Raw genomic sequence first — 21962 nt, 5'->3', positions numbered from 1 at the left:
GCCCTCGGCGCGCATCGTCCGCGCCGAGGGTTGGCAGATATCACTCGTTGACGGGCGCATTCATGGCCCAGGTGACGCCGAAGGGATCGCGGAGCTGGCCCCAGCGATCACCCCAGAACATCACCTGCGGCTCGATGATGACCTCCAAGCCTGCATCGACAGCACGCTTCCACCAGGCATCGAAGTCCTCGACGACCAGCTGCATCACGAACGACTGCGGCTTTTCCAGTGCGTGGCCATACTCGGGAAAGGCATCGCCGAGCATGACCGAGCTGCCGTTGATGTAGAGATGGATGTGCATCGTCCGGCCCTTCTCGTCGACCGGGAACATGAAGGCTTCTTCGGCACCGAAGGCACGCTTGTAGAAATCGGCTGCCTTTACAGCGCCATCCACCGTCAGATAGGCCACGACGCCGCCGTGAACCGGCACGCGGGGCTGCGAGGATTGCGTCTGTTCTGCTGTATCGGTCATGTTCGTCTCCTTGCGAACGGGTTTGCATGTCACGCCCTTGCGGTGGGCCGCCCCAAGGACGTCGACCGAAAAGACTTCCCGACAAAAGGAGTTCGATCTTTTAAATTATCTTTTCGGAAGCACGGGGCATCCTGTCCGAGGATCACCCATGCGCCGGCTTTCGGGCGCGAAGCGCCTTGGCGGGATAGATCTCGCTGAAGATGCGTGCCTCCGCCTCCTCGCGCCGCATCGGCCGGCCGAGCAGGAAGCCCTGTACTTCGCTATAGCCCTCGGCGCGCAATTTCGCCAACTGCTCCTCGGTCTCGATGCCTTCCGCCAGCGTCACGGCATTGAAGCCCGAGGCAATGCCGACGACGGCACGCACGATCGCCAGATTGCCGGGATCGGTCTCCATGCCGGCGACGAAGCTGCGGTCGAGCTTGATCTTGTCGAAAGAGAAGGAGCGCAGGTAGCTGAGCGATGAGTAGCCGGTGCCGAAATCGTCAATGGCGATGCGGATGCCGAGTTCCTTCAGGGCGCGCAGCAGCGACAGGCTTTGCTCGACTTCAGAAAGCAGGACGGATTCGGTAACCTCGATCTCCAGCCGCTCGGGGAGAAGGCCGGTCTCGTCCAAAACCGAGACGACGGTCGCGAGCAGGCTCGCATGACGGAACTGATAGACGGAAAGGTTGATGGCGATTTTCAGATCGCCTGGCCATTGCCTCGCGGTCCGGCAGGCCTCCCGCAATACCCAGTCGCCGATCGGCACGATCATGCCGGTTTCCTCGGCAACGGGGATGAACTCGGCCGGCGCAATGAGCCCACGCGTGGGATGGTGCCAGCGGATCAAAGCCTCGAAACCCGACAACCCGTCATTGTCCAGCCGAATGATCGGCTGATAATAGAGCTCGAATTCGTTCCTCTGCAGGGCTTCGCGAAGCTCCAGGGTGAGTTGATAGCGCCGCTCCGCCTCAAGCCGCATATCAGTCTGATAGAAGCGATAGGTCGATCGGCCACTGCCTTTTGCCGCATAGAGCGCCAGATCGGCGTCCCGCATCAAGACGTCGGCATCGCCGCCATGTTCCGGCGCCATCGCGATGCCGATGCTGCAGGTCACGTGCTCGCGGACGCCATCGAGATCGAAAGGCACGGAGAGCGATAGCAGCAGCAGGTCGGCAAAGCGCTGGGCCCGCCCGGCATCCGTCATCTTCAGGACCAAGGCGAACTCATCACCACCGAGGCGGGCGACAAGATCGTTCTTCTCGGCAAGCTGCAGGAGACGCTGGGCGACCTGGCGCAACAGCATGTCGCCGGCGGCATGGCCCTTGCTGTCGTTGATATCCTTGAAATGATCGACATCGATGTAGAGAAGCGCAATCGGCTTCTCCGGTGTCGCGGCAGCCACCTGCTTGACGATGCTCTCTGAAAAGAAAGCACGATTCGGAAGGCCGGTCAGGGAATCGTGCATGGCAAGATGCGCAAGCTTCGCCTCGACATTGCGCTCCTCCGTGACATCCTGCGAGATGCCGAGAAGGTAGCGCGGCGCCTGTCCTTTGGGCGCTGGCAGTATCCGCTTGGCGGTCTTCACGATGCGCGGAACTCCATCCCGTGCGTGGATAGTTTCTTCGAAGCCGACGGTCGTCGCCGCGTCGAAGGCAAGCCTGTCCTGTTCGCGAAGGATCGCCGTCTGCTCGTCGGAAAATATAGCTTCGTCCGGCCTGCCGATCACGTCCTTCGCCCGCAGCCCGACAATGCCTCCGCAGGCCTCGTTGAACAGGATATAGCGGCCGCCCTTCGCCATATCCTTGACGAAAACGCCGACTGGCAGATTGTCGACGATGCTGTCGAGCAGCGACTGCGTGGCATCGACCTGTCGCCGGGCAGCGTTGACCTCGGTGCGATCCTGAACGATCGCCAGGATCGCCGCCTTGCCGTCGAAGTAAATTTCACGCCCATAGGTCAAAACCTCGAACGTCTGGCCATCGACTTTCAGATGCGTCCAGCGCTGCGCCGTTTCCATGTCGGTGCGCTGGTGAACCGCTTCGAGCATGCGCTCGCGCTCCTCCGCCGGCCGGATATCGAGCACGGTCATGACCGAAAAGGCAGCGTGGCTGTAGCCATAGAGATCGCGAGCGGCGTCATTGACGATCAGGAATTTCAACGTCTTGGGATCATAGACCCACATTGGCGAGGGATGCGTCTTGAAAAGCGACCGAAAATCGTCGTTCGGGGCGTCGGGCCAAACGGAATTCATGGACGGATCGACCTTGCAAATTCGAGTTGAACTACCAGAGAATTGGAAAGTCATATTCTAAAAAGTTAAATAAAATCAAAATGGTAGCTCGCCTAAACTTTGAGCAAAAGCCTACCGAATATGCAACCACGCGCTTTGCTTTTCTACCCTCACGGCCACGCAGTCCAACAGCGGACAAGCGTGATGCTTACAGGCCAGCCTTGCCGATGGCGTGAATGACGCCATGCAGTTCCGCCAGCCCCTTCAGGCGGCCGATCAAAGAGTACCCCGGGTTGGTCGGCTTATCGATATCGTCGCCGATGAGATGCCCGTGATCCGGCCGCATCGGGATCAGATGATCATCGCGACCCTCGGCGCGTCGGCGCGCCTCCTCGGCCAAAAGCGTTCGCAGGATGGCGTGCATGTCGCTGCACCCCTCCAGATGGGAAGCCTCGACGAAGGAACCGTCGGCCTCGATCGCGACATCGCGCAAATGGGCGAAATTGGTGCGTGGGGCAAATTCCCGCGCGATATCAAGCACATCATTGTCGGCGCGGGACCCGAGCGATCCGACGCAGAGCGTCAAGCCGTTGGCCGGATGGTCGACGCTGCCAAGGATGCGGCGCAGATCCGCCGCCGTTGAAACGACGCGTGGCAGGCCGAAAAGCGAAATGGGCGGATCGTCCGGGTGGATTGCGAGCCTCGCGCCAAGCTCGGCTGCAACGGGCGCAACCTCCTGCAGAAACATCTCGAGATTGGATTGAAGATCCCGAGCCGTCATTCCCTCGAAGAGGGCGATGGCCGAGCGGATCGCCTCGCGACCGTAGCTGTCCTCACCGCCCGGAAGCCCGGCGATGATGTTGTTTTCCAGCCGTTGCACCGCCTCCTCGGAAAGGCCCTTCAGCCGCTTCTCGGCGCTTTGCACCAGCTCCGGCGCATAATCCGCCTCGGCACTCTTCCTGCGCAGGACGAAGACGTCATAGGCGATGAATTCCACCATGTCGAAACGCAGCGCAAGCGCGGTGGTCGGCATTTCAAAGCGCAGATCCGTCCGCGTCCAATCGACCACCGGCATGAAATTATAGCAGATCGTCTTGATGCCGGACCGGGCGAGATTGACCAGGCTGTCCTTCCAGATGCCGATCGCGGCCCTGGCTCCGGCGCCGCCAAGCTTGATGGCGCTGGGCACGGGGATCGATTCACATACGCTCCAGCGCAGGCCCGCCGCCTCCACCAGGGCCTTTCGCGCTTCGATTTCAGCCGGCGTCCAGGAGCGTGAATAGGCGACCTCATGCAGCGCCGTGACAATGCCCGTCGCCCCGGCCTGACGAGCATGCTGAAGCGGAACAAGATCCTTCGGCCCAAACCAACGCCAACAGCTCTCCATGCGACACCTCCTCCATTTGTTGGTCAAAATATCGCCATATTCGCAAATGTCCACTCAGAACACATCTTTTGCCGCGCTTGACAGTCCTTATTGACCAACAATATGTTTCCGGCCATGGAGGACGAATCGTGGTGGAGACCGCTGACATCGAGGATAGAGGCTCGGCAGTGGACCAGGTGGTCGATGCGCTGCGGCGACTGATGCGCGAGCGCAATCTCGGCCTTGGGGATGCATTGCCCTCTGAGGCGGAGCTCGCCTCGATGTTCAACAGCAGCCGCAATACGGTCCGCGAGGCAATCCGCATCCTCAAGGCCTACGGCATTGTCGAAAGCCGCCAGAAGGTCGGCGCCGTCATCACCGACCGGCGTCAACAGGCACTGATGGATCAGTTCTCCTTCGCCATCGACATATCGGCGGAAAGCTTCCTCGATATCCAGGGTTTTCGCCGCCTGATCGAGGTCAATCTCTGCGATCTTCTGTTCTCAAGCATCGATGATGCCGCCATCGAAACGCTGCGATCGATCAACGACTCAATGAAAGCTGCACCGGAACTTTCGCAGGCCGCCGCGCTGGATTTCAAGTTCCACGCCACTCTCGTCGGCTTTGCCGGCAATCAAACGCTGTCACAAGTCTATGGTATTCTGCAGCCATTGTTGCAAAGGCTGATGGAGGCGGGCAAGCGGTCCCGCGAAGCCGTCGACAACGCTTATGACGAACATAGCGACATCATCGAGGCGTTGATAAAACGGGATCGAATCGCCTACGCCTATCACATGAACCGCCACCTGCAGGCCGGGCTGCAATTCATCGCGCCGAACGCCGTTTGAGACGCCCATTTCTTCACGGATCCATGACATGAAAAGACAGACGCTCGACACCGGCTGGACCATCTCGCGCCTTCGCGCACCCTCCACCGCGCCGTCCCTGCCGAATACGATCCCGGCCGCTGTGCCTGGCAACGTGCATCTCGACCTTATGGCCGCCCAGCTGATCACCGACCCCTATCTCGACGTCAATGAGATCTCGCAGGACTGGATCGGCCGCGCCGCCTGGCGCTATCGCCTCGCCTTCGATTGGGAGAGCGAAGAGGCCGAGCGTATCGATCTCTCCTGCCTCGGCCTCGATACGGCGGCGCGCCTGGAACTGAATGGCACCGTGCTCGGCGAGACCCGCAACATGCATCGCAGCTATCGCTTCGACATCGGCGACAACCTCAAGAGCGGCCGCAACGAACTAATCATCGATTTCCAATCGGCCTACGAGCATGGCGAAGCCGTGCGCAAGCAGCTCGGCAGCGCCGCCGATATACCCACAAATTATCCCGGCCCCGGCAATCTCATCCGCAAGATGGCCTGCAATTTCGGCTGGGATTGGGGTCCGACCGTCGTCACCTCGGGCATCTGGCAGCCCATCGCCATCGAGAGCTGGTCGAAGGCACGCCTCGGCAGCATCCGCCCGGAAATTACGCTGCAAGGCGGCCAGGGCGTCGCCCGCCTGCATGTCGAGATCGAATGGGCCGCGAAGGGTACGGATAGCGTGGCCCTGGTGCTGTCGGTCGGCGGCAAGCGCTCGGAAGTTCGCGTCGCGCAGGGAGAGACCCACGCGCAGATCGAATGCCGCATCGACAATCCGCAGGTCTGGTGGCCGCACGGGCTCGGCGACCAGCCGCTCTACGACCTCGATCTTCAGCTTCAGGGCTCCGATGGCGCGGTGCTGGACGGCTGGAAGCGTCGTGTCGGCTTCCGCTCCGTGCGGCTCGACACGACGCCGGATGAGATCGGCTCGGCCTTTACCCTCGTCGTCAACGACGTACCGGTCTTTGCCCGCGGCGCCAACTGGATTCCGGACGACTGCTTCCTGCCGCGCGTGACGCGGGAGCGCTATCGCGAGCGGATCGCCCAAGCCCGCGATGCCAACATGAACCTCCTGCGCGTCTGGGGCGGCGGCATCTACGAGACCGATACCTTCTACGAGGAGTGCGACGCCGCCGGCATCATGGTCTGGCAGGATTTCCTGTTTGCCTGCGCCACCTATCCCGAAGAAGAGCCCGTCTACAGCGAGATCGAAGCCGAAGCGCGCGAGGCAATCACCCGGCTGATGCCCTATGCCTCGCTGGTGATCTGGAACGGCAATAACGAGAATATCTGGGGCTATTTCGACTGGGGTTGGCAGGATGTGCTCGGCAATCGTCCCTGGGGCGCCGGCTATTATCTCGACCTCCTGCCGAAACTGGTGGCCGAGATCGATCCGACACGGCCCTATTGGGCGGGAAGCCCCTATTCCGGCTCGATGGAAATCGCGCCGAATGCCGATGAGCACGGCTGCAAGCACATCTGGGATGTCTGGAACGAGGTGGGCTACGACACCTACCGCAACTACATCCCGCGCTTCTGCTCCGAATTCGGATGGCAGGCACCTTCAACCTTCGCGACATTGACGCAATCCGTGCGCGAGAAGGATCGCGCGCCGGCTTCCCCCGGCGTCCTGCACCATCAGAAAGCGACCACCGGCAACGACAAGCTGCTGAAAGGCTTGGATGGTTGGTTCCCCCATCCGGAAAATTTCGACGACTGGCTGTTCGTCACACAGCTCAATCAGGCGCGCGCCATTGGCTTCGGCATCGACCACATGCGCTCGCACCGGCCGACCTGCATGGGCACGATCGTCTGGCAGCTCAACGATTGCTGGCCGGTGACCTCCTGGGCGGCGATCGACGGCGCGGGGCGCAAAAAGCCGCTCTGGTACGCGCTGCGCCACAGCTATGCCCCGCATCTTCTTACCATCCAGCCGCGCGGCGACGGCCTTGCCGCCGTTGCCGTGAACGATGCGACGCTATTCTGGCGCGTGCCCTTCACCGTCGAACGTTTCGATGTTAACGGCAAGCTGCTTGCACACCACTCCGTCTGGCGCGTTCTGTGCGACCGTTTCGAGAATACCGACATTCCGATCCCCAGCGACGTGGCGACGCCTGATGATCCCCGGCGGGAATTCCTGCGTGCCCGTTTGGGTGACGCCGAAGCGTGGTGGTTCTTCGAGAAGGACATGGAGCTGCATTATCCGCAGCCGCGCTTCGATATCCAGAGCGTGCAGACGGCCGATGGAGTTGCAGTCACCATTACGGCACAGACGCTGCTGCGCGACCTCTGCCTGTTCGTCGATCGCATCAGCCCGAATGCCGAGGTCGACGATATGCTCGTCAATCTGATGCCGGGGGAAAGCAGGACTTTCCACGTCAGCGGCATTTCGAAGGAAGCCTTCGACAACGCCGAGCTTTCAACCATCGTGCGCACTGCCAATCAGGTCGCGGAGACGCCGACGCATCGATGAAAGTGACAGCGTTTCCAGTCGAATGACCCGGCGCCCTTGCCGGGTCGAGTCATATGTTTTCCGTGAGCCAGCAGGCAGCTGTCACGAAAGATTGCTGTCGCGAATGGCAAAAATGCCGCCTATGATCGGGCTCAGCCTTGTGATCTAGTACCCCCATCCGATCCATGAATCAGCGAGACCTAGCTTATGTCCTCGGACTTCAATCGCAGCTTTCAGACGCCCCGTCGCGAAGAACTCGGTCTTACCACGCTTACCAATAGTGCCGGCCTTTCGGTTTCAGCGCTGCCGAACGGCACGCTGTTTTCAATCGATTTTGCCGACCAGCAGGGCGGCGTCATGATCAACCAGGTGCTTGGATCGCCCGTCTATGGCGGCATCGGCCGTCTTTATCTGCGCGTCGGCGGCGCCAAGCCGGAAACGGCCGAGATCGTCGGCCCGAAGGCCGCGGTGCGTTTCGGCCATGCCGAGAGCGGCCTTTGCTGGAGCGGCGAGACGGCCGGCGTCAAGCACACGGTCAGCCTGCGGCTGCACCCGAGCGAGGCCGCATGGTTCTGGCGGGTATCGCTCGAAAACACCACCGGCACGACGCTCGCGGCCGATCTCGTTCTCCTTCAGGACGTCGGCCTTGGCGATCGCGGCTTCCTGATGAACAGCGAGGCCTACGCGTCGCAATATATCGATCACCATATCGCCAACCATGCCGTCTTCGGACCAGTGGTCATGAACCGGCAGAACCTCAAACAGGGCGGCAAACGCAACCCCTGGCTGGCGCAAGGCTGCCTCGAGGGTGCAGCGGCTTTTGCCACCGACGCGATCCAGCTCCTCGTGCCGTCCAAGGACAATGACGGCGTCATGGTGCCGGACTTCGGCATCAGCCTGCCGAGCATGCGCCGACAGCACGAGGTCGCCTGCCCGGCGATCCAGTCGAAGCCGCTTTCTCTGGCACCAGGCGCGGCAGCTACAACGTCCTTCTTCGGTCTCTTCGTTGCCGACCATCCGGCCGCCTCGAGCGATGCCGACCTTGCGCGCCTCGATAACCTGCCAAAATTGCGGGATGAACTGGCCAAGGACGCGATTGTCGCTGCGCCGCCGGCCCGCAGCCTTGTGCAGGACGCGCCTTTCGCCGTCAGCGACACCCTCGAGCAGGCCGACATCGATGCGCTTTATCCCAAGCGCATGCTCGAGGAGCATGTCGACGGGAAGCTCATTTCCTTCTTCGTGCCGGATGGGCCGCACAACAGGCACGTCGTGCTCAGCGAAAAGGAACGTGTCGTGGCGCGCCGTCACGGCGCCATTATCCGCAGCGGGCAGAACATGCTGCTCGACGACCAGACCTTGGCGGCGACCTGCTGGATGCAGGGCATCTTTGCCGCGCAGCTGACCATCGGCAACACTTCCTTCCACAAGCTCTTCTCCGTCTCCCGCGACCCCTACAATCTGACGCGGTCGAGCGGCCTGCGCATTCTCGTCGATCTCGGCGACGGTTGGCGCCTGCTCGGCGTGCCCGCTGCCTTCGAGATGGGGCTGAGCGACACCAGCTGGATCTATCGGCTGTCCCACCGCACCATCACTGTGTCGGCAATCGCCTCCGGCGACGATCCGGCCATGCAGTGGAGCGTTTCGGTCGAAGGGGCCGCCTGCCGCTTCCTGGTATTCGGCCATATCGTACTCGGCGAACGCGATTATGAAGCAGTCGCCGATATCGCCATCGATACCGAGAACAAACGAATTTCCTTCCGCCCGCAGCCCTCGTGGCTGTGGGACCGCTACCCGCAGGCAGCCTATCACCTCGTCACCCCGACGCCGGATGCCTTCGAGGCCATCGGCGGCGACGAACTGCTCTATGACGATGGCAACTCCCGCAACGGCCCGTTCATCGCGCTGAAATCGCATCCCACGCAGGAATTGCGCTTTGCCGTCACCGGTTCGATGGCTGATGCGGCTGCCGGCGAGACCTTTTCGGCGCGCTACGCCTCGGGTGTGAAGAGCGAAGAGATGCTGGCGCCTGCGCAACGGTTCTGGAGCCATGTGACGCGCAACGCACGCATCGAAGGCGACGATCCGGATGTAACAGCCCAGGCCGTCATGCTGCCCTGGATCGCCCATGATGCGATCGTGCACTTGAGCGTGCCGCATGGACTTGAGCAATATACCGGCGCTGCCTGGGGAACGCGTGACGTCTGCCAGGGTCCGGTGGAATTCCTGCTTGCCTATGAGCATGACGAGGAAACCCGGCAGGTTCTGAGCACCGTCTTTTCCGAGCAGTATCGGGATCGGGGCGACTGGCCGCAATGGTTCATGCTGGAGCCCTACGCCAATATCCGCGCCGGCGAGGCCCATGGCGATATTGTCGTCTGGCCGCTGAAGGCGTTGTGCGACTATATCGAGGCGACGGGCAATATCGCTTTCCTTGCCGAAACCGTGCCGTGGCGTGCCGACGACACCTTGCTGCTGACCTCGGAGCGTGCGACGATTTCCGATCACGTCGAAAAGCTGCTCGAAACCGTGCGCAGCCGCTTCGTGAAGGGCACAAGCCTTATCCGCTACGGCGATGGCGACTGGAACGACAGCCTGCAGCCGGCCGACCCGCACCTGCGCGACTGGATGGTCAGCAGCTGGACCGTTTCGCTGCTTTACGAGCAGTTAGTGCGCTATGCCAAGATCCTGACGCTCGCCAGCCGCAGCGATGAGGCGCAGGCACTGCAGGAGACTGCAGCCGCCATGCGCAGCGATTTCAACCGGCTCCTGATGCGCGACGGCATCGTCGCTGGCTACGGCGTATTCGATCCGAGCCATGATGGCGTCGAACTGCTGCTGCACCCGCAGGATACCCGGACCGGCCTGCATTATTCGCTGATTGCGATGACGCAGCCGATGATCGGCGGCCTGTTCACGCCGGAGCAGCGCCATGCCCACATGAAGATCATTCGCGAGAACCTGCTGTTCCCGGATGGCGTCAGACTGATGGAAAAGCCGGCGACTTATGCCGGTGGACCCGAAACGCTGTTCCGGCGCGCCGAATCCTCGTCCTTCTTCGGGCGTGAGATCGGGCTGATGTATGTGCATGCACATCTGCGCTACTGCGAAGCCTTGGCGCTTGATGACGATGCCGAAGCGGTATGGGCCGCCCTGGCGCTCGCCAATCCAATCGCCGTCAGCGGCCGGCTCGACCATGCGTCACTGCGCCAGCGCAACACCTATTTCAGCAGCAGCGACGCCGCCTTCGACGATCGCTATCATGCTTCGTCCGACTGGGCGCGCGTCAAGGCGGGCGATATTGCTGTCGATGGCGGCTGGCGCACCTACTCGAGCGGCCCGGGCCTCTATACCAAGAGCCTGATCGGCAATGTCTTCGGCTTCAAGCGGGACTTCGGCCAGCGCATCCGCAAGCCGCTTTTGCCGGCTTCGGTTGGTGCGTGCGAGGTCAAGCTGGATTTCAAGGCTTGAACCGATAAACACATGAGGGAGCCGCTGGCGCGGCTCCCTCATTTTTAGAATTCAAGCTGCCTCATCCCAGACAGGTGCTAGGCCGTCGGGACTGACGATGCGGCCATCCGGGCGGCTAAGCGCGTGGATTGCCGCCATTTCATCCTGCGTCAGGGCAAAATCAAAGATAGCGGCATTTTCCATCGCGCGACTTTCCGACACGGTCTTCGATAGGACGACCAGACCCTGTTGCACGATCCAGCGCAGGACGATCTGGGCAACCGACTTTCCATGCCGGCTGGCGATCTCCTTCAGCGGCGTGTCAGACAGTACCTTCCCGTCGGCCATGGCATAGTAGGCGGTCACCGACATGCCCAGGCTTCTTGCCGTCTCGATGACAGCGGACTGATCGAGATAGGGGTGATACTCGACCTGATTGGTGACGAGCGGCAGTTCGCTCAACGCTGCCGCCTCGCGCATCAGCACCCGATTGAAGTTCGAGACGCCGATATGGCGCACCTTCCCTGCCCTGGCGACGTCGTTCAGCGCGCCGATCTGTTCGGCAAGCGGCACTGTAGCGTTCGGCCAGTGAAGAAGCAGGAGATCGACGTAATCGGTCTTCAGCTTCTTCAGGCTTTCGTCGACCGAGGCGACGAAAGCCACGTGGCGATAATTTTCGACCCAGACCTTCGTCGTCAGGAACAGATCGGCGCGGGCGATGCCGGAGTGCCGGATGCCGTCGCCGACTTCGGCCTCGTTGCCGTAGATCTGGGCGGTGTCGATGTGGCGATAGCCGTTGCGGAGCACATGCGCCACCATGCGTTCGGTGTCAGGCCCCGGCACACGGAAGGTGCCGAAGCCGAGAGCGGGGATGGAGGCGCCGTTGGCGCTGACGATTTGCATGGATTGTCCTTTCGATTGCAAAGTTTGATCAGGCAGCGGAGGAGACGGCCTGCGCCGTGGAGGCCGAGCGGCGGTCGAGCGCGCCGCTCCAGAGAGTGAAAAGCAAGGCAGCGACGACCAGGATCGCGCCGACCCAGGGCGTGGCACCGAGGCCAAGCGAAGATTCCACCACCAGGCCGCCGACCCACGCACCCGCGGCAATGCCGAGATTGAAGGCGGCAATATTGAGGGCAGAGGCCACATCGACGGCGGCAGGGCGAACCTCCCGGGCAAGCTGGACGACATAGAGCTGCAGCCCAGGCACATTGGCGAAGGACAGGAAGCCGAGAGCGGCCAGCGTCGGGATGGCAAGCCAGGGCGAGACAGCCGTGAAGCTGAACAGGACGAGCACCACAGCCTGGGCAATGAACAGCCAGGTCAGCGCGCGCACCGGATTGCCGTTGGCGAGGCGCCCGCCGACGACATTGCCGATGGCAATGGCGACGCCATAGAGTACCAGGATGAGGCTGACGGCGGAGGCTTCAAAGCCGGTCACGTCCTGCAGGATGGAAGCCAGGAACGTGAAGGCAACGAAAGTGCCGCCATAGCCCAGCGCCGTCATGGCGAAGACGATCAGCAAGCGGCCGCTTGCAAGCACGCGGATCTGCTCACCGATGCCGGCCGCCGGTGCCTTCTTCAGGTTCGACGGCAGCAGCAGCGCGATGGCGGCGAAGGCGATGACACCGAGAGCTGCGACGGCGGCAAAGGTGGCGCGCCAGCCGAAGGTCTGGCCGATGAAGGTGCCGAGGGGAACGCCTGTCACGATCGCAACCGTCAACCCCATGAACATCATGGCAATTGCCGAGGCACGGCGGTTTTCCGGCACGAGATCGGCCGCGATGGTCGAGCCGACGGAGAAGAACACGCCGTGGGCGAAGGCGGAAAGCACGCGCGCGACGAGCAGCGGCGCATATCCCGGGCTCAAGGCGGCCATGCCGTTGCCGACGATGAACAGCGCCATCAGGCCAAGCAGCAGCGGCTTGCGCTCGATGCGGCCGGTGAGCGCCGTCAGGATCGGTGCGCCGAAGGTGACGCCGAGCGCATAGACGCTGACGATGAGGCCGGCAAGCGGCAGGTTGATGTGGAGGTCGTTCGCCACAGTGGGGAGTAGACCGACGATGACGAATTCGGTTGTCCCGATCGCATAGGCAGCGATCGTCAACGCGAAGAGAGCGAGAGGCATGAGATCACCCGATCCAAAAGGCAGGCCGGAGAATTCCGGCTGCACAGGTTCTTGTTCGGGAGAGAATATGGGGCCAAGACATTCAAGCGATAATCGCCTATATAAACGCAACACTTGTGAATTCAATTCAAAGCCAGGAGGAAGAAGTGGACAATCGCGCCGGCGAGATGGATGTCTTCGTTCAGGTGGCGACCCTTCGCAACTTCTCGGCGGCCGGGCGGAAACTGCGCCTGTCTCCGTCCGCCGTCAGCAAGCTCATCACCCGGCTGGAAGAGCGGCTGAACACACGTCTTCTGGTGCGCACCACCCGCTCCCTGCAACTGACGCCGGAGGGAGAGATCTATCTGGAAAAGGCGCAGGCGATCCTTACGGATATTCAGGAAGCGGAGAGGATCGTGGCAGCCGGCGGGGCGGCCGTGCCACGCGGATTGCTGCGGGTCAGCGCCTCCGTCGCCTTTGGGGTAAGCTGCCTTGTGCCACTTATTCCCGATTTCCTGAGACGCTACCCCGAGATCGAACTGGACATCTCGCTCACCGACAACGTCATCGATATCGTCGGCGAGCGCGCCGACGTCGCCATTCGCTCAGGGCTATTGCGGGATAGCTCGCTGAAGGCCCGCAAGCTTCTAGAAAGCCGCCGCGTCGTCGTCGCATCGCCGGCCTATATCGAACGGAAGGGTCTTCCGAAGACGCCGGAAGAACTCGACCATCATAATTGCCTCACCTTCAATTTCCGTCCCACTGCCGAAGGCTGGCCTTTTCGCGATCCACACACCGGCGCGCAATTTGTGAAAATCGTTGAGGGCAATCTTCAAGCCAACAACGGCCCGACCGTGCGCAGCCTCTGCCTGGAGGGAATGGGGCTTGCCCGCATCGGCCAATTTCATGTGCAGCCGGACATTGATGCCGGGCGGCTGGTGACGGTGCTTGAGGACTTCAATCCGGAGGATATCGAAAACATCCATGCCGTCTATGCCGGCCATGAGCATCTGGCGGCCCGCATCCGCGCCTTTATCGACTTTCTGGTTAACCGAATCGGCTAAACCGAATCAGGACACTCCAGAGCGGAGAGCAGGATTTGGAAACGGAACTCTATCTCCCGATCAAGTCATTTCTCGAGACGGCGGGCTACGCCGTAAAGGGCGAGATCGGCGGCTGCGATCTCGTCGGGCTCAATGACGGCGAGCCGCCCGTCGTCGTCATCTGCGAGCTGAAGCTCACTTTCAATCTCGAACTGATCCTGCAGGCGGTCGATCGTGCCGCGGCCAGTGACGAAGTCTGGATTGCCGCCCGGGTCTCGGCGAAGGGCAAGGGCCGGGAAAGCGACCGGCGCTTCCGCGATCTCTGCAGGCGGCTGGGCTTCGGCATGCTGGCGGTGTCCGACAGCGGCACCGTCGACATCGTCGTCAGCCCTGTCTCGCCGATGCCGCGCAAGAATGCGCGCCGCAGATCACGGCTTGTTGACGAACATCGCCGGCGAAAGGGCGATCCGGCACTTGGCGGCAGCACGCGCAAACCGATCATGACTGCCTATCGTCAGCAGGCCCTTGCCTGCGCCGCAGCGATCGAAAACGGCGTGCAGAAACCGAAGGATATGCGTGCCGCAGCACCAAAGGCGCCGCAAATTCTGAGAGATAACGTCTACGGCTGGTTCGAACGCGTCGATCGCGGCATCTATGCGCTGACGGAAGTCGGTGCGGAGGCGCTTAAACGATGGCCGGCGCCACAGCCCTGAATATGGAGAAATTCGGGCCGCCAAACATTAAATTCATGTAATATCTTAAAATTTTGCAATAATAACATGATCAATATTTAATTTGTAAAAGTCAATTGGCGGATCATATTACATGACAGCGCCAATTCAATTTTATACTTTGCTTCCCCACAGTAAATGCGGGAAACAAGGGCTCCCGGAAAGAATTGACGCGAACCCATTCGACGCCTGTCCCGGAGATGGACAAGACGCCAATTCGCCAACAATCTCGCAAGGGACTTTTGCCATGTCATCTCTTCTTCGCAAACATCGCACCGCCGCCATTGTCGGAGCCGCCATCATTGTCGGCGCGGGCGCATTGCCTTTTGCCTTCGGCACCTCCGCAACCCCAGCAGCCGCAGCCGAGCCTGCCGGCATCATCGCGCCCGGCGGTTCCTTTGCCCCGATCGTCGACGCGGACAAGCCCGCTGTCGTCACCGTCACCACAACCATGAAGGCGACGGACACGAGCGTCGACAGTGGCGACTCGCCGATGGACGAGCAGTTCCGCCAGTTCTTCGAAAACCAGGGTGTCCCCTTCCCGAAACAGGCGCCGCACCAACAGCAGAACCAGCACGCCATGGCGCTCGGCTCCGGCTTCGTCATCAGCCCTGACGGCATCATCGTCACCAACAACCACGTCATCCAGAACGCAGTCGACATCAAGGTGACGCTCGACGACGGCACCGAACTGCCGGCCAAGCTGCTGGGCGCCGACGCCAAATCGGACCTTGCCGTCCTGAAGATCAAGGCGCCGAAGCCGCTGGCAACCATTGCCTGGGGCGATTCCGACAAGTTGAAGCTCGGTGACCAGATCCTGGCCATCGGCAATCCCTTCGGTATCGGTACAACAGTCACCGCCGGCATCGTCTCGGCCCGTGGTCGCGACCTGCACAGTGGCCCCTATGACGATTTCATCCAGATCGATGCCCCGATCAACCACGGCAATTCCGGCGGCCCGCTTGTCGACCGCGAAGGCAATGTGGTCGGCATCAACACCGCCATCTATTCGCCGAATGGCGGCAGTGTCGGCGTCGGCTTCGCCATTCCTTCCGACGAAGCCAAGACGATCGTCGCCAAGTTGGAAAAGAATGGCTCGATCGATCACGGTTATCTCGGCGTCGCGATCCAACCCGTAACCTCGGATGTCGCCAACGCCATGGGCCTGTCACAGACGCAGGGTGCGCTCGTCGCCAGCGTCAATGACGGAACCCCCGCTGCCCGTGCCGGCATCAAGAGCGGCGACATCGTCACTGCCGTCGGCAACGAGACCGTCAAGACGCCGAAGGATCTGTCGCGGCTCGTCGCCGATCTGTCCCCGGGCGACCAGCGTTCGGTCACCCTGTGGCGCAACGGCAAGAGCATGGATGTCAATGTCACCATCGGCGGCAACGACGACAGCAAGCAGGCCGCCAATGACAATGGCGATGGCAAGGTTCAGCCTTCCAACCAGCCGAGCATCGGCGTCGGCCTTGCCAACCTCACCCCCGATCTACGCCAGCAGTTGAACCTGCCGCACGGCGTCGAGGGTGCGGTCGTTGCCAGCGTCAACCCGGACAAGCCGGCCGCCGCAGCCGGCATCCAGACCGGCGACATCATCGTCTCGGTCAACGACCAGCCGGTTCGCAACGCCCACGAGGTGCAGACCGCCGTTGCACAGGCAAGCAAGGATGGCCGCAAATCCGTCCTGCTCCTCATCGAGCGTGATGGCGACAAGACGTTCGTAGCGGTACCGTTCTCGGCCGCCTGACGCCTGAACCGATAGTACAAAGCGGCCCGTCTCCCATTCCGGGAGGCGGGCCGCTTGCGTTCAGATGACCAGCAACCCCTGCCGTTCGGCAAGACCAATCCTCGCCAGGGTTCCGGCGTTGAAAGGGAGAAAATCCGTCTCGATGCCGTCGCTGAAGATGACGCCGTGCTCCGCCATTTCGGATACGACGGTCATCCCAATCTCGGCGGCGATCTGTCCCGAAACCAGGGAGACACCCGTCGTCCGGCTGGGAAAGGGTTCCCGCACGAAGTAATGCAGGAACTCGGCATCCCAGGGAAACGTAGCGTCGGCAAGCGCAGCCGGCAACTCCATGCCGAAACTGGCGGCCGCTCCCGCCCAGCCCGCGTAGAGGCTCTTCAGCCATCCGGTCGAGCCCATGCCGGTCGAGACGATGATGCCGCTCGACGATTGCCTTTCGCGTCTCTCGCCGATTTGGAGATCGTAACGAGCTGAAACGTGGCTGCGCGGACCGATAAAGAGGTCGTTGACGGCATAGAGGACCTCGCCGGTATTGAGCGAGGCCTTCGCCATGCTGACACGCTTAAGCGATCGGCGCTGCGCCAAAGCTTCCGGCACGACCTTGCGGACGTCCGCCACACGGAACGGCAGCAGCACGCCGTCCCAGCGCTTCGGATCCGGGTTGACGCCGAGCACATGCTGCCCGTCGAGATATTTCAGCGTGTTGGCGACCAGACCGTCCTGCCCCAGCACGACGACGATATCATCGACGGCGAAGATGAAATTGCCGAGATAGCGCCGATTGAGCGTCTGCACCCGGGCAACTTCGCGCAGGCTGGCTTCGACCTCGTGCACGGCTTCCCGGTAATGCAGCTGCTCCGCCAGATAATCGCCGAAATCCGCACCGAGATGCTCGACATAGAACTGCGCCTGCTGGACGGTGTTGAACCGCACAACCAGTTCATCGAGACGCGTGTCGCGCACGATCAGCACGATCTTTCTATCGTCATACTTCCCGTACTCCGAGGTCGGCATTGGCTTACCCCCTCGCTTGCGGCTGCATGATTTCGCGCAGGAGATCAGGCGAGACATTGAGCTGGCCGATCTTGGCGGCATTATCGGCGAGATCGCGGAAGGCGAGCGCCATCAGCTGGCCGGGGTCCATGCCGACAGACGCCAAGGCTTGCAGCACCTTTGGATCGGCGTCGCCGAACGACTTCATCATGACGGCGAGACCATAAGCCTTGGCATCCGCCTCTTCGCGCGCATTGGTCGAGGCGAGAGCGACAAGCGCCTTGTTCTGCTCTTCCAGGGCGATCTTGCCGGTCATCTCCTCGCGGCGGATCTGCAGCTGCCGCTCCTGAACCGAACGTTCCGCATCCATCTGCGCCTCGCGGACCTGACGCTTCTTGTTTTCGACGGCTATCTCGGTGGAGAGCTCGTTCTCCTTGATCGTACGCTCCTGCTCGACGGCGGCGTTGCGACGCGCATAAATCGCCTCGTCGGCACTGCGCAGCAGCGCTTCGCGTGCGCTTGCCTCCAAAGCCTTGGCGGTCTCCGGCTTCGGCTTTACCGCCAGGATGGACAGGCTGAGGAGTTCAAGGCCGAGCGCCTGCAGCGCCGGATGACCATGAAGCGTGGTGGCGACGCGCCCGACGAGCAATTCACTGGCCGCCAAAGCCTCCTTCAGCGTCAAGGCCTGCACCTCGGCACGCATCGCCACCTGAACCTGGTCGATCAACCGCTGCGACAGCTTCTGCGGATCCTCCGAACCGTAGGTACCCTTGGCATTGAGCGAGAAATCAAGCAGCTCCGCTGTTCGCTTCGGATCGGCAATGCGGTAGGTGATCTGGCCCTGGATCGTCACTTCCTGAAAGTCGGACGTCACCTCCGGAAAAATAAACGGTTCGTTGACGCTCGCCGTCGGCACCACGACCAGCGACGTCGAAGGCGCGAAATACCAGAAGGAAAGCCCTGCGCCCTCCCGCTGGGGCCGACCATCGCGATACTGGATCACATGCTGGGTCGGCTGCGCCTTGATGAAACGAAATCCGAACATGACTGCCTCCTGAGCGAACACGACGGCCTTCCCAGCCGCCACGTCGCGAAGAAACACCACTTAGTGTCAAATGTCAACTAAGTTAGTTGAAACTTTACACTAAGATGAAGGCGCGCTATATTCGGGAGCATGAATAGCCCCGAAGACCTTTATCAAAGGCCGATCGTTTCGGTCGATCTTGCCATTTTTGCCCTGGTACCTGCTGGGCTCGAGGTCCTGCTGGCATGTCGCGGCACGGATCCTTTTGCCGGCGATTGGGCGCTGCCGGGCGGGTGGATCCATGTCGACAAGGACCGCGACCTCGAAGCGGCGGCGCGGCGTGTCCTGGCCGACAAAGCGGGAATCACGGCGCCCTATCTCGAACAAGTCGGCGTTTTCGGCGATGCGTTGCGCGATCCGCGCGGCTGGAGCTTGAGCGTAACCTACATGGCGTTGATTTCGCCGGATGCGTTCACCTTGCGGCACGGGGGTAACGTGACTGATGTTGCCTGGCGGCCGATCAGCGGCGACGCGGTTATGGAGCCCCTTGCATTTGACCACGCCACCATTCTGAGGGCGGCGACCGCAAGGCTGCGAAGCAAGGTCGAATATTCGACGCTGCCGGTCCACCTTCTGCCGGAAGCCTTCACATTGGGCGAATTACAGGCCGTCTACGAGCGCCTTTTGGGCCGCAGTCTCGACAAATCGGCCTTCCGCAAACGCATGGCGGAAGCAGATTTCATCGAGCCAATAGAAGGAGAAATGCGCCGTGCCAGCAATCGCCCGGCCCAACTCTATCGGCTGAAGCAGGCACGCTCGACCGTCTTCTTCGATCGAACGATCTAGGAAGCCGCATTTCCACAGAAGAGACACTTCGGCTTTGACACGTGATTGTTTTTGTCCAAACTCTGCCTTTGTGATGGTACAAAGACGTCGTGGGCAGATAGGAACGACCCGATGGGGGACCTTTTTGTCTGCCGGAAAATTCAACGGCAAAGGGCTTCTGCCCTTGGGACAGGACGAAGCGGCGGCAGGAGTTGGAGTGACTGATCCATACGACATTCTCGGCGTTGCGCGCGATGCGGGCGAAGAGCAGATCAAGGCGGCCTATCGCAAACGGGCGAAGGCGGCACACCCCGATTCCGGCGGCGATACCGAGACCTTCTCGCAATTGCAGAAGGCCTATGAGCTGCTTCTGGATCCCGTGCGCCGAAAAGTCTTCGACGATACCGGCTATGATGTCGAATTGACCGATGCCGTCGATCTGCAGGCGCTGGTCGCCATCGAGAAGCTTATTACCGATATGGTTCTGGACGAACGCGAGCCCGGGACCTTCGATCCGGTTGCCAAAATGCGGGCGGCTCTTCTCGAAGAGATCCGCAAGGCGCATTTCAGCAAGAGCGAACTGGAGCGGCATTCCAATCGGATCAACCTTCATCTCGACCGTCTTGGAAAACGCCCCGGCAAGGACGTTGTCGGCCACATGCTGCGCGCCCGCATTAAGGCGATTGCCACCGCGATCAGTGAGACCGAATCAAAGATCGGCGCCAACGAACGCGCCTGCGACATGCTCGACGGCTATCTCTATGTCATGGACGAATCTCATGACGAGGCGGAATTAGCGCCCGATATCGAATGGGACGAAGTGCCTAAGGTCCGCTCCGCCGCCCAGTGATTGCGCCATTGATCATGGCTCGCATGCGGGGACATGGATAAGCCCGTCCAAGCTGATCTTTGCGGTCGATCGAAGCCACCTTGAGACGGTCGGTTTGCTCGCCCTTATCTCGATCGCCGACTCTTTTCAGCAACGCTATGTTGCAATGCAACAATCGTCCCTAGACAAATCGAAGGGCTGGCCTAGATCAAGCCTCAAGTGAGCCGTTCGATTCCATCAAAGATGACGACACGGCGATCGGCCGACGCCGGAAGACGCCTGCGCCGGTTGAAAATTTAAAACGTGGAGTATGCGATTGCTGGCTTCCCAAGCGGATGACATCGTCTTTGAACATCTGAGCGAAAACCGATCGCGGGCCGCATTGAGGGGTGCATTCTGGTCGGCACTGGACACGTTGATCCCGACGGCGCTCAACAGTCTCGTCTTCGTCGTCACGTCGCGATTTCTTCTGCCGCAAGATTTCGGTCTCGTTGCGCTCGCCTTCGCCATCGTCAGTTTCACCGCCGGCTTTGGGCCTACAGCCTTCGGCGAAGCGCTGATCCAGCAGAAGTCGATCCGGCGCAGCCATCTCGACACGGTCTTCTGGCTCTCCTTCCTTTCGGCGGCCATTCTCTATGCCGCGCTGTTTTTCCTCTCACCGACCGTTGCCCATTGGGTCGGCCACGACGAGATCGTCAGCCTGCTGATGATCATCGGATTGAAGATCTTCTTCGACATGATGATCATCGTTCCCAACGCCTTGATCGGCAGGACGATGTCCTTTCATCTGGCGGCGGCGCGTACCGCGATCGCCACCTGCGTGTCCGCAACCATCTGCCTGTCGCTGATCTTCGCCGGCTTCGGCCTCTGGGCGCTTGCGATCGCCCAGATCGCGGCGCCGGCCGCAGCCTGTGTCGCGGCTTTCTGGGGCGCCAAATGGCTGCCCGGTGTCCGGATCAAGCTCTCGAGCCTGCGCGAGTTGCTGCATTACGGCATATTCGCCTCCGGCAACCGGTTCCTGCAGACCATGAACCTCGATCAGCTGATCATCGGCACGTTGGTGAGCCCGGCAGCGCTCGGTATCTATAATTTCGCCAGACGCCTGTACGAGATGCTGAACAACGTGGTCGCCGGCGGCTTGACCTCGGTGAGCCATGTCCTGCTCTCTTCCCTGCAGCACGATCAGAACAAGGTCCGCGAAGCCTTCCTCATGGCCACCTTCGGCTGCTCGCTGATTTCCTTTCCGGCTTTCATGGGGCTCGCAGCCGTTGCCGACGATGCCATCCCGCTGATCTTCGGCCCGCATTGGGCGGCTGCCATCTGGCCGGTGCGCTTCTTCTGCGTGATCGGCCTGATGGCCGGCATCGGCGTGATCCAGGCATCCCTGATCACAAGCCAGGGTAAATCCGATTGGTGGTTCTACTACCAGCTAGTGCGCAACATCGTCACCATCCTGACCGTGCTTCTTCTTTATAAATATGGCGTTACCACCATCGTCTTTGCGCTGATGGTCGAAGTGCTGATGCTGTGGCCTGCGACGCTGTGGATGGTCTCCCGGTTGATCGGCCTGAGCATCCCGCAATATTTCGGCCAGTTCATCAGACCGATCGCCGCCTATCTCGGCATGCTTGTCGCGGTACTGGCGATATCGTCGGCCATGCGCGACTGGTCCATAGCCTCGCGTCTGGTCTGCGAAATCCTGATCGGCGGCATCACCTACTCAGCTCTGATCCTCCTCCTGTGCAGGGAAAGGATCCTCTTCCTGGTGCGCACGACGCTGCAAGGTCGTCGCGCAAAAGCTCAATAACTGCCGTCGCGGACAACGGATCGAAACAAGGC

Annotated in this window: 16 protein-coding genes; 9 read left to right on the top strand and 7 right to left on the bottom strand. The window is 61.2% G+C overall.

Translation table 11 applies throughout. The features are described from left to right. Positions 1 to 40: 40 nt before the first annotated feature. The 3 genes from AB8B29_RS20750 to uxuA all read right to left on the bottom strand — a co-directional run bounded on the left by AB8B29_RS20750 (position 41) and on the right by uxuA (position 4071). Positions 41 to 472, bottom strand: coding sequence for a VOC family protein (locus AB8B29_RS20750; RefSeq protein ID WP_037192498.1), 432 nt, complete (start codon positions 470 to 472; stop codon positions 41 to 43). A gap of 142 nt (positions 473 to 614) precedes the next feature. Continuing rightward, complete coding sequence (locus AB8B29_RS20745) at positions 615 to 2705, bottom strand: putative bifunctional diguanylate cyclase/phosphodiesterase (RefSeq protein WP_037192500.1); 2091 nt, start codon at positions 2703 to 2705, stop codon at positions 615 to 617. Positions 2706 to 2892: 187 nt separating this feature from the next. Further along, positions 2893 to 4071: a mannonate dehydratase gene (gene uxuA, locus AB8B29_RS20740; protein ID WP_037192503.1), complete on the bottom strand. Its 1179-nt coding sequence runs from the start codon at positions 4069 to 4071 to the stop codon at positions 2893 to 2895. 128 nt (positions 4072 to 4199) lie between these two features. On the opposite strand from uxuA, the gene AB8B29_RS20735 reads away from it, so the two are divergent. The 3 genes from AB8B29_RS20735 (at position 4200) to AB8B29_RS20725 (ending at position 10845) form a co-directional block, all read left to right on the top strand. After that, on the top strand, positions 4200 to 4898 hold the full coding sequence (locus AB8B29_RS20735) for a FadR/GntR family transcriptional regulator (protein WP_245297463.1): 699 nt from the start codon (positions 4200 to 4202) through the stop codon (positions 4896 to 4898). Positions 4899 to 4926: 28 nt separating this feature from the next. Beyond that, the gene (locus tag AB8B29_RS20730; RefSeq protein WP_439006704.1) at positions 4927 to 7398 is read left to right on the top strand and encodes a glycoside hydrolase family 2 protein; all 2472 of its coding nucleotides are present in this window, start codon (positions 4927 to 4929) and stop codon (positions 7396 to 7398) included. 186 nt (positions 7399 to 7584) lie between these two features. Next, positions 7585 to 10845 (top strand): GH36-type glycosyl hydrolase domain-containing protein, encoded by a 3261-nt coding sequence (locus AB8B29_RS20725; protein WP_037192509.1) that lies wholly within the window; start codon positions 7585 to 7587, stop codon positions 10843 to 10845. A gap of 51 nt (positions 10846 to 10896) precedes the next feature. Here AB8B29_RS20725 and AB8B29_RS20720 read toward each other — a convergent pair whose 3' ends face one another. Continuing rightward, a complete protein-coding gene (locus AB8B29_RS20720) occupies positions 10897 to 11727 on the bottom strand; it encodes an aldo/keto reductase (RefSeq protein WP_037192512.1) in 831 nt (276 codons plus the stop codon). A gap of 28 nt (positions 11728 to 11755) precedes the next feature. Continuing rightward, positions 11756 to 12949 (bottom strand): MFS transporter, encoded by a 1194-nt coding sequence (locus tag AB8B29_RS20715; RefSeq protein WP_037193233.1) that lies wholly within the window; start codon positions 12947 to 12949, stop codon positions 11756 to 11758. A 146-nt stretch (positions 12950 to 13095) separates the two neighbouring features. On the opposite strand from AB8B29_RS20715, the gene AB8B29_RS20710 reads away from it, so the two are divergent. The 3 genes from AB8B29_RS20710 to AB8B29_RS20700 all read left to right on the top strand — a co-directional run bounded on the left by AB8B29_RS20710 (position 13096) and on the right by AB8B29_RS20700 (position 16452). Next, on the top strand, positions 13096 to 13992 hold the full coding sequence (locus AB8B29_RS20710) for a LysR family transcriptional regulator (RefSeq protein ID WP_037192515.1): 897 nt from the start codon (positions 13096 to 13098) through the stop codon (positions 13990 to 13992). A 35-nt stretch (positions 13993 to 14027) separates the two neighbouring features. Further along, positions 14028 to 14684 (top strand): DUF2161 domain-containing phosphodiesterase, encoded by a 657-nt coding sequence (locus AB8B29_RS20705; RefSeq protein WP_047554612.1) that lies wholly within the window; start codon positions 14028 to 14030, stop codon positions 14682 to 14684. Between the two features lie 265 nt (positions 14685 to 14949). Next, a complete protein-coding gene (locus AB8B29_RS20700) occupies positions 14950 to 16452 on the top strand; it encodes a DegQ family serine endoprotease (RefSeq protein ID WP_037192520.1) in 1503 nt (500 codons plus the stop codon). A gap of 60 nt (positions 16453 to 16512) precedes the next feature. Here the strand turns inward: AB8B29_RS20700 and AB8B29_RS20695 are convergent, their stop codons facing one another. Beyond that, positions 16513 to 17466, bottom strand: coding sequence for a sugar kinase (locus AB8B29_RS20695; RefSeq protein WP_037192523.1), 954 nt, complete (start codon positions 17464 to 17466; stop codon positions 16513 to 16515). 4 nt (positions 17467 to 17470) lie between these two features. Continuing rightward, positions 17471 to 18490, bottom strand: a complete 1020-nt coding sequence (locus tag AB8B29_RS20690; protein WP_037192525.1) for an SPFH domain-containing protein — start codon at positions 18488 to 18490, stop codon at positions 17471 to 17473. A gap of 129 nt (positions 18491 to 18619) precedes the next feature. Between AB8B29_RS20690 and AB8B29_RS20685 the strand changes: the two genes are divergently transcribed. The 3 genes from AB8B29_RS20685 to AB8B29_RS20675 all read left to right on the top strand — a co-directional run bounded on the left by AB8B29_RS20685 (position 18620) and on the right by AB8B29_RS20675 (position 21930). Then, on the top strand, positions 18620 to 19315 hold the full coding sequence (locus AB8B29_RS20685; protein ID WP_037192527.1) for an NUDIX hydrolase: 696 nt from the start codon (positions 18620 to 18622) through the stop codon (positions 19313 to 19315). A 196-nt stretch (positions 19316 to 19511) separates the two neighbouring features. Further along, positions 19512 to 20144 (top strand): DnaJ domain-containing protein, encoded by a 633-nt coding sequence (locus AB8B29_RS20680; protein WP_037193235.1) that lies wholly within the window; start codon positions 19512 to 19514, stop codon positions 20142 to 20144. 289 nt (positions 20145 to 20433) lie between these two features. After that, the gene (locus AB8B29_RS20675) at positions 20434 to 21930 is read left to right on the top strand and encodes a lipopolysaccharide biosynthesis protein (protein ID WP_037192529.1); all 1497 of its coding nucleotides are present in this window, start codon (positions 20434 to 20436) and stop codon (positions 21928 to 21930) included. Positions 21931 to 21962: the final 32 nt, after the last annotated feature.

It is taken from the genome of Rhizobium sp. 11_C7_N12_5 (assembly GCF_051811145.1).
Lineage (GTDB): Bacteria > Pseudomonadota > Alphaproteobacteria > Rhizobiales > Rhizobiaceae > Rhizobium > Rhizobium lusitanum.
Note: the sequence above shows the minus strand (reverse complement) of the source record. Positions and strands in the feature narration are given on the sequence as shown.

What these genes read in the sequence shown, in the direction of transcription:
- AB8B29_RS20750 (WP_037192498.1), bottom strand. Translation starts at nt 472, where the DNA reads ATGACCGATACAGCAGAACAGACGCAATCCTCGCAGCCCCGCGTGCCG.
- AB8B29_RS20745 (WP_037192500.1), bottom strand. Translation starts at nt 2,705, where the DNA reads ATGAATTCCGTTTGGCCCGACGCCCCGAACGACGATTTTCGGTCGCTT.
- uxuA (WP_037192503.1), bottom strand. Translation starts at nt 4,071, where the DNA reads ATGGAGAGCTGTTGGCGTTGGTTTGGGCCGAAGGATCTTGTTCCGCTT.
- AB8B29_RS20730 (WP_439006704.1), top strand. Translation starts at nt 4,927, where the DNA reads ATGAAAAGACAGACGCTCGACACCGGCTGGACCATCTCGCGCCTTCGC.
- AB8B29_RS20725 (WP_037192509.1), top strand. Translation starts at nt 7,585, where the DNA reads ATGTCCTCGGACTTCAATCGCAGCTTTCAGACGCCCCGTCGCGAAGAA.
- AB8B29_RS20720 (WP_037192512.1), bottom strand. Translation starts at nt 11,727, where the DNA reads ATGCAAATCGTCAGCGCCAACGGCGCCTCCATCCCCGCTCTCGGCTTC.
- AB8B29_RS20715 (WP_037193233.1), bottom strand. Translation starts at nt 12,949, where the DNA reads ATGCCTCTCGCTCTCTTCGCGTTGACGATCGCTGCCTATGCGATCGGG.
- AB8B29_RS20700 (WP_037192520.1), top strand. Translation starts at nt 14,950, where the DNA reads ATGTCATCTCTTCTTCGCAAACATCGCACCGCCGCCATTGTCGGAGCC.
- AB8B29_RS20695 (WP_037192523.1), bottom strand. Translation starts at nt 17,466, where the DNA reads ATGCCGACCTCGGAGTACGGGAAGTATGACGATAGAAAGATCGTGCTG.
- AB8B29_RS20690 (WP_037192525.1), bottom strand. Translation starts at nt 18,490, where the DNA reads ATGTTCGGATTTCGTTTCATCAAGGCGCAGCCGACCCAGCATGTGATC.
- AB8B29_RS20685 (WP_037192527.1), top strand. Translation starts at nt 18,620, where the DNA reads ATGAATAGCCCCGAAGACCTTTATCAAAGGCCGATCGTTTCGGTCGAT.
- AB8B29_RS20675 (WP_037192529.1), top strand. Translation starts at nt 20,434, where the DNA reads ATGCGATTGCTGGCTTCCCAAGCGGATGACATCGTCTTTGAACATCTG.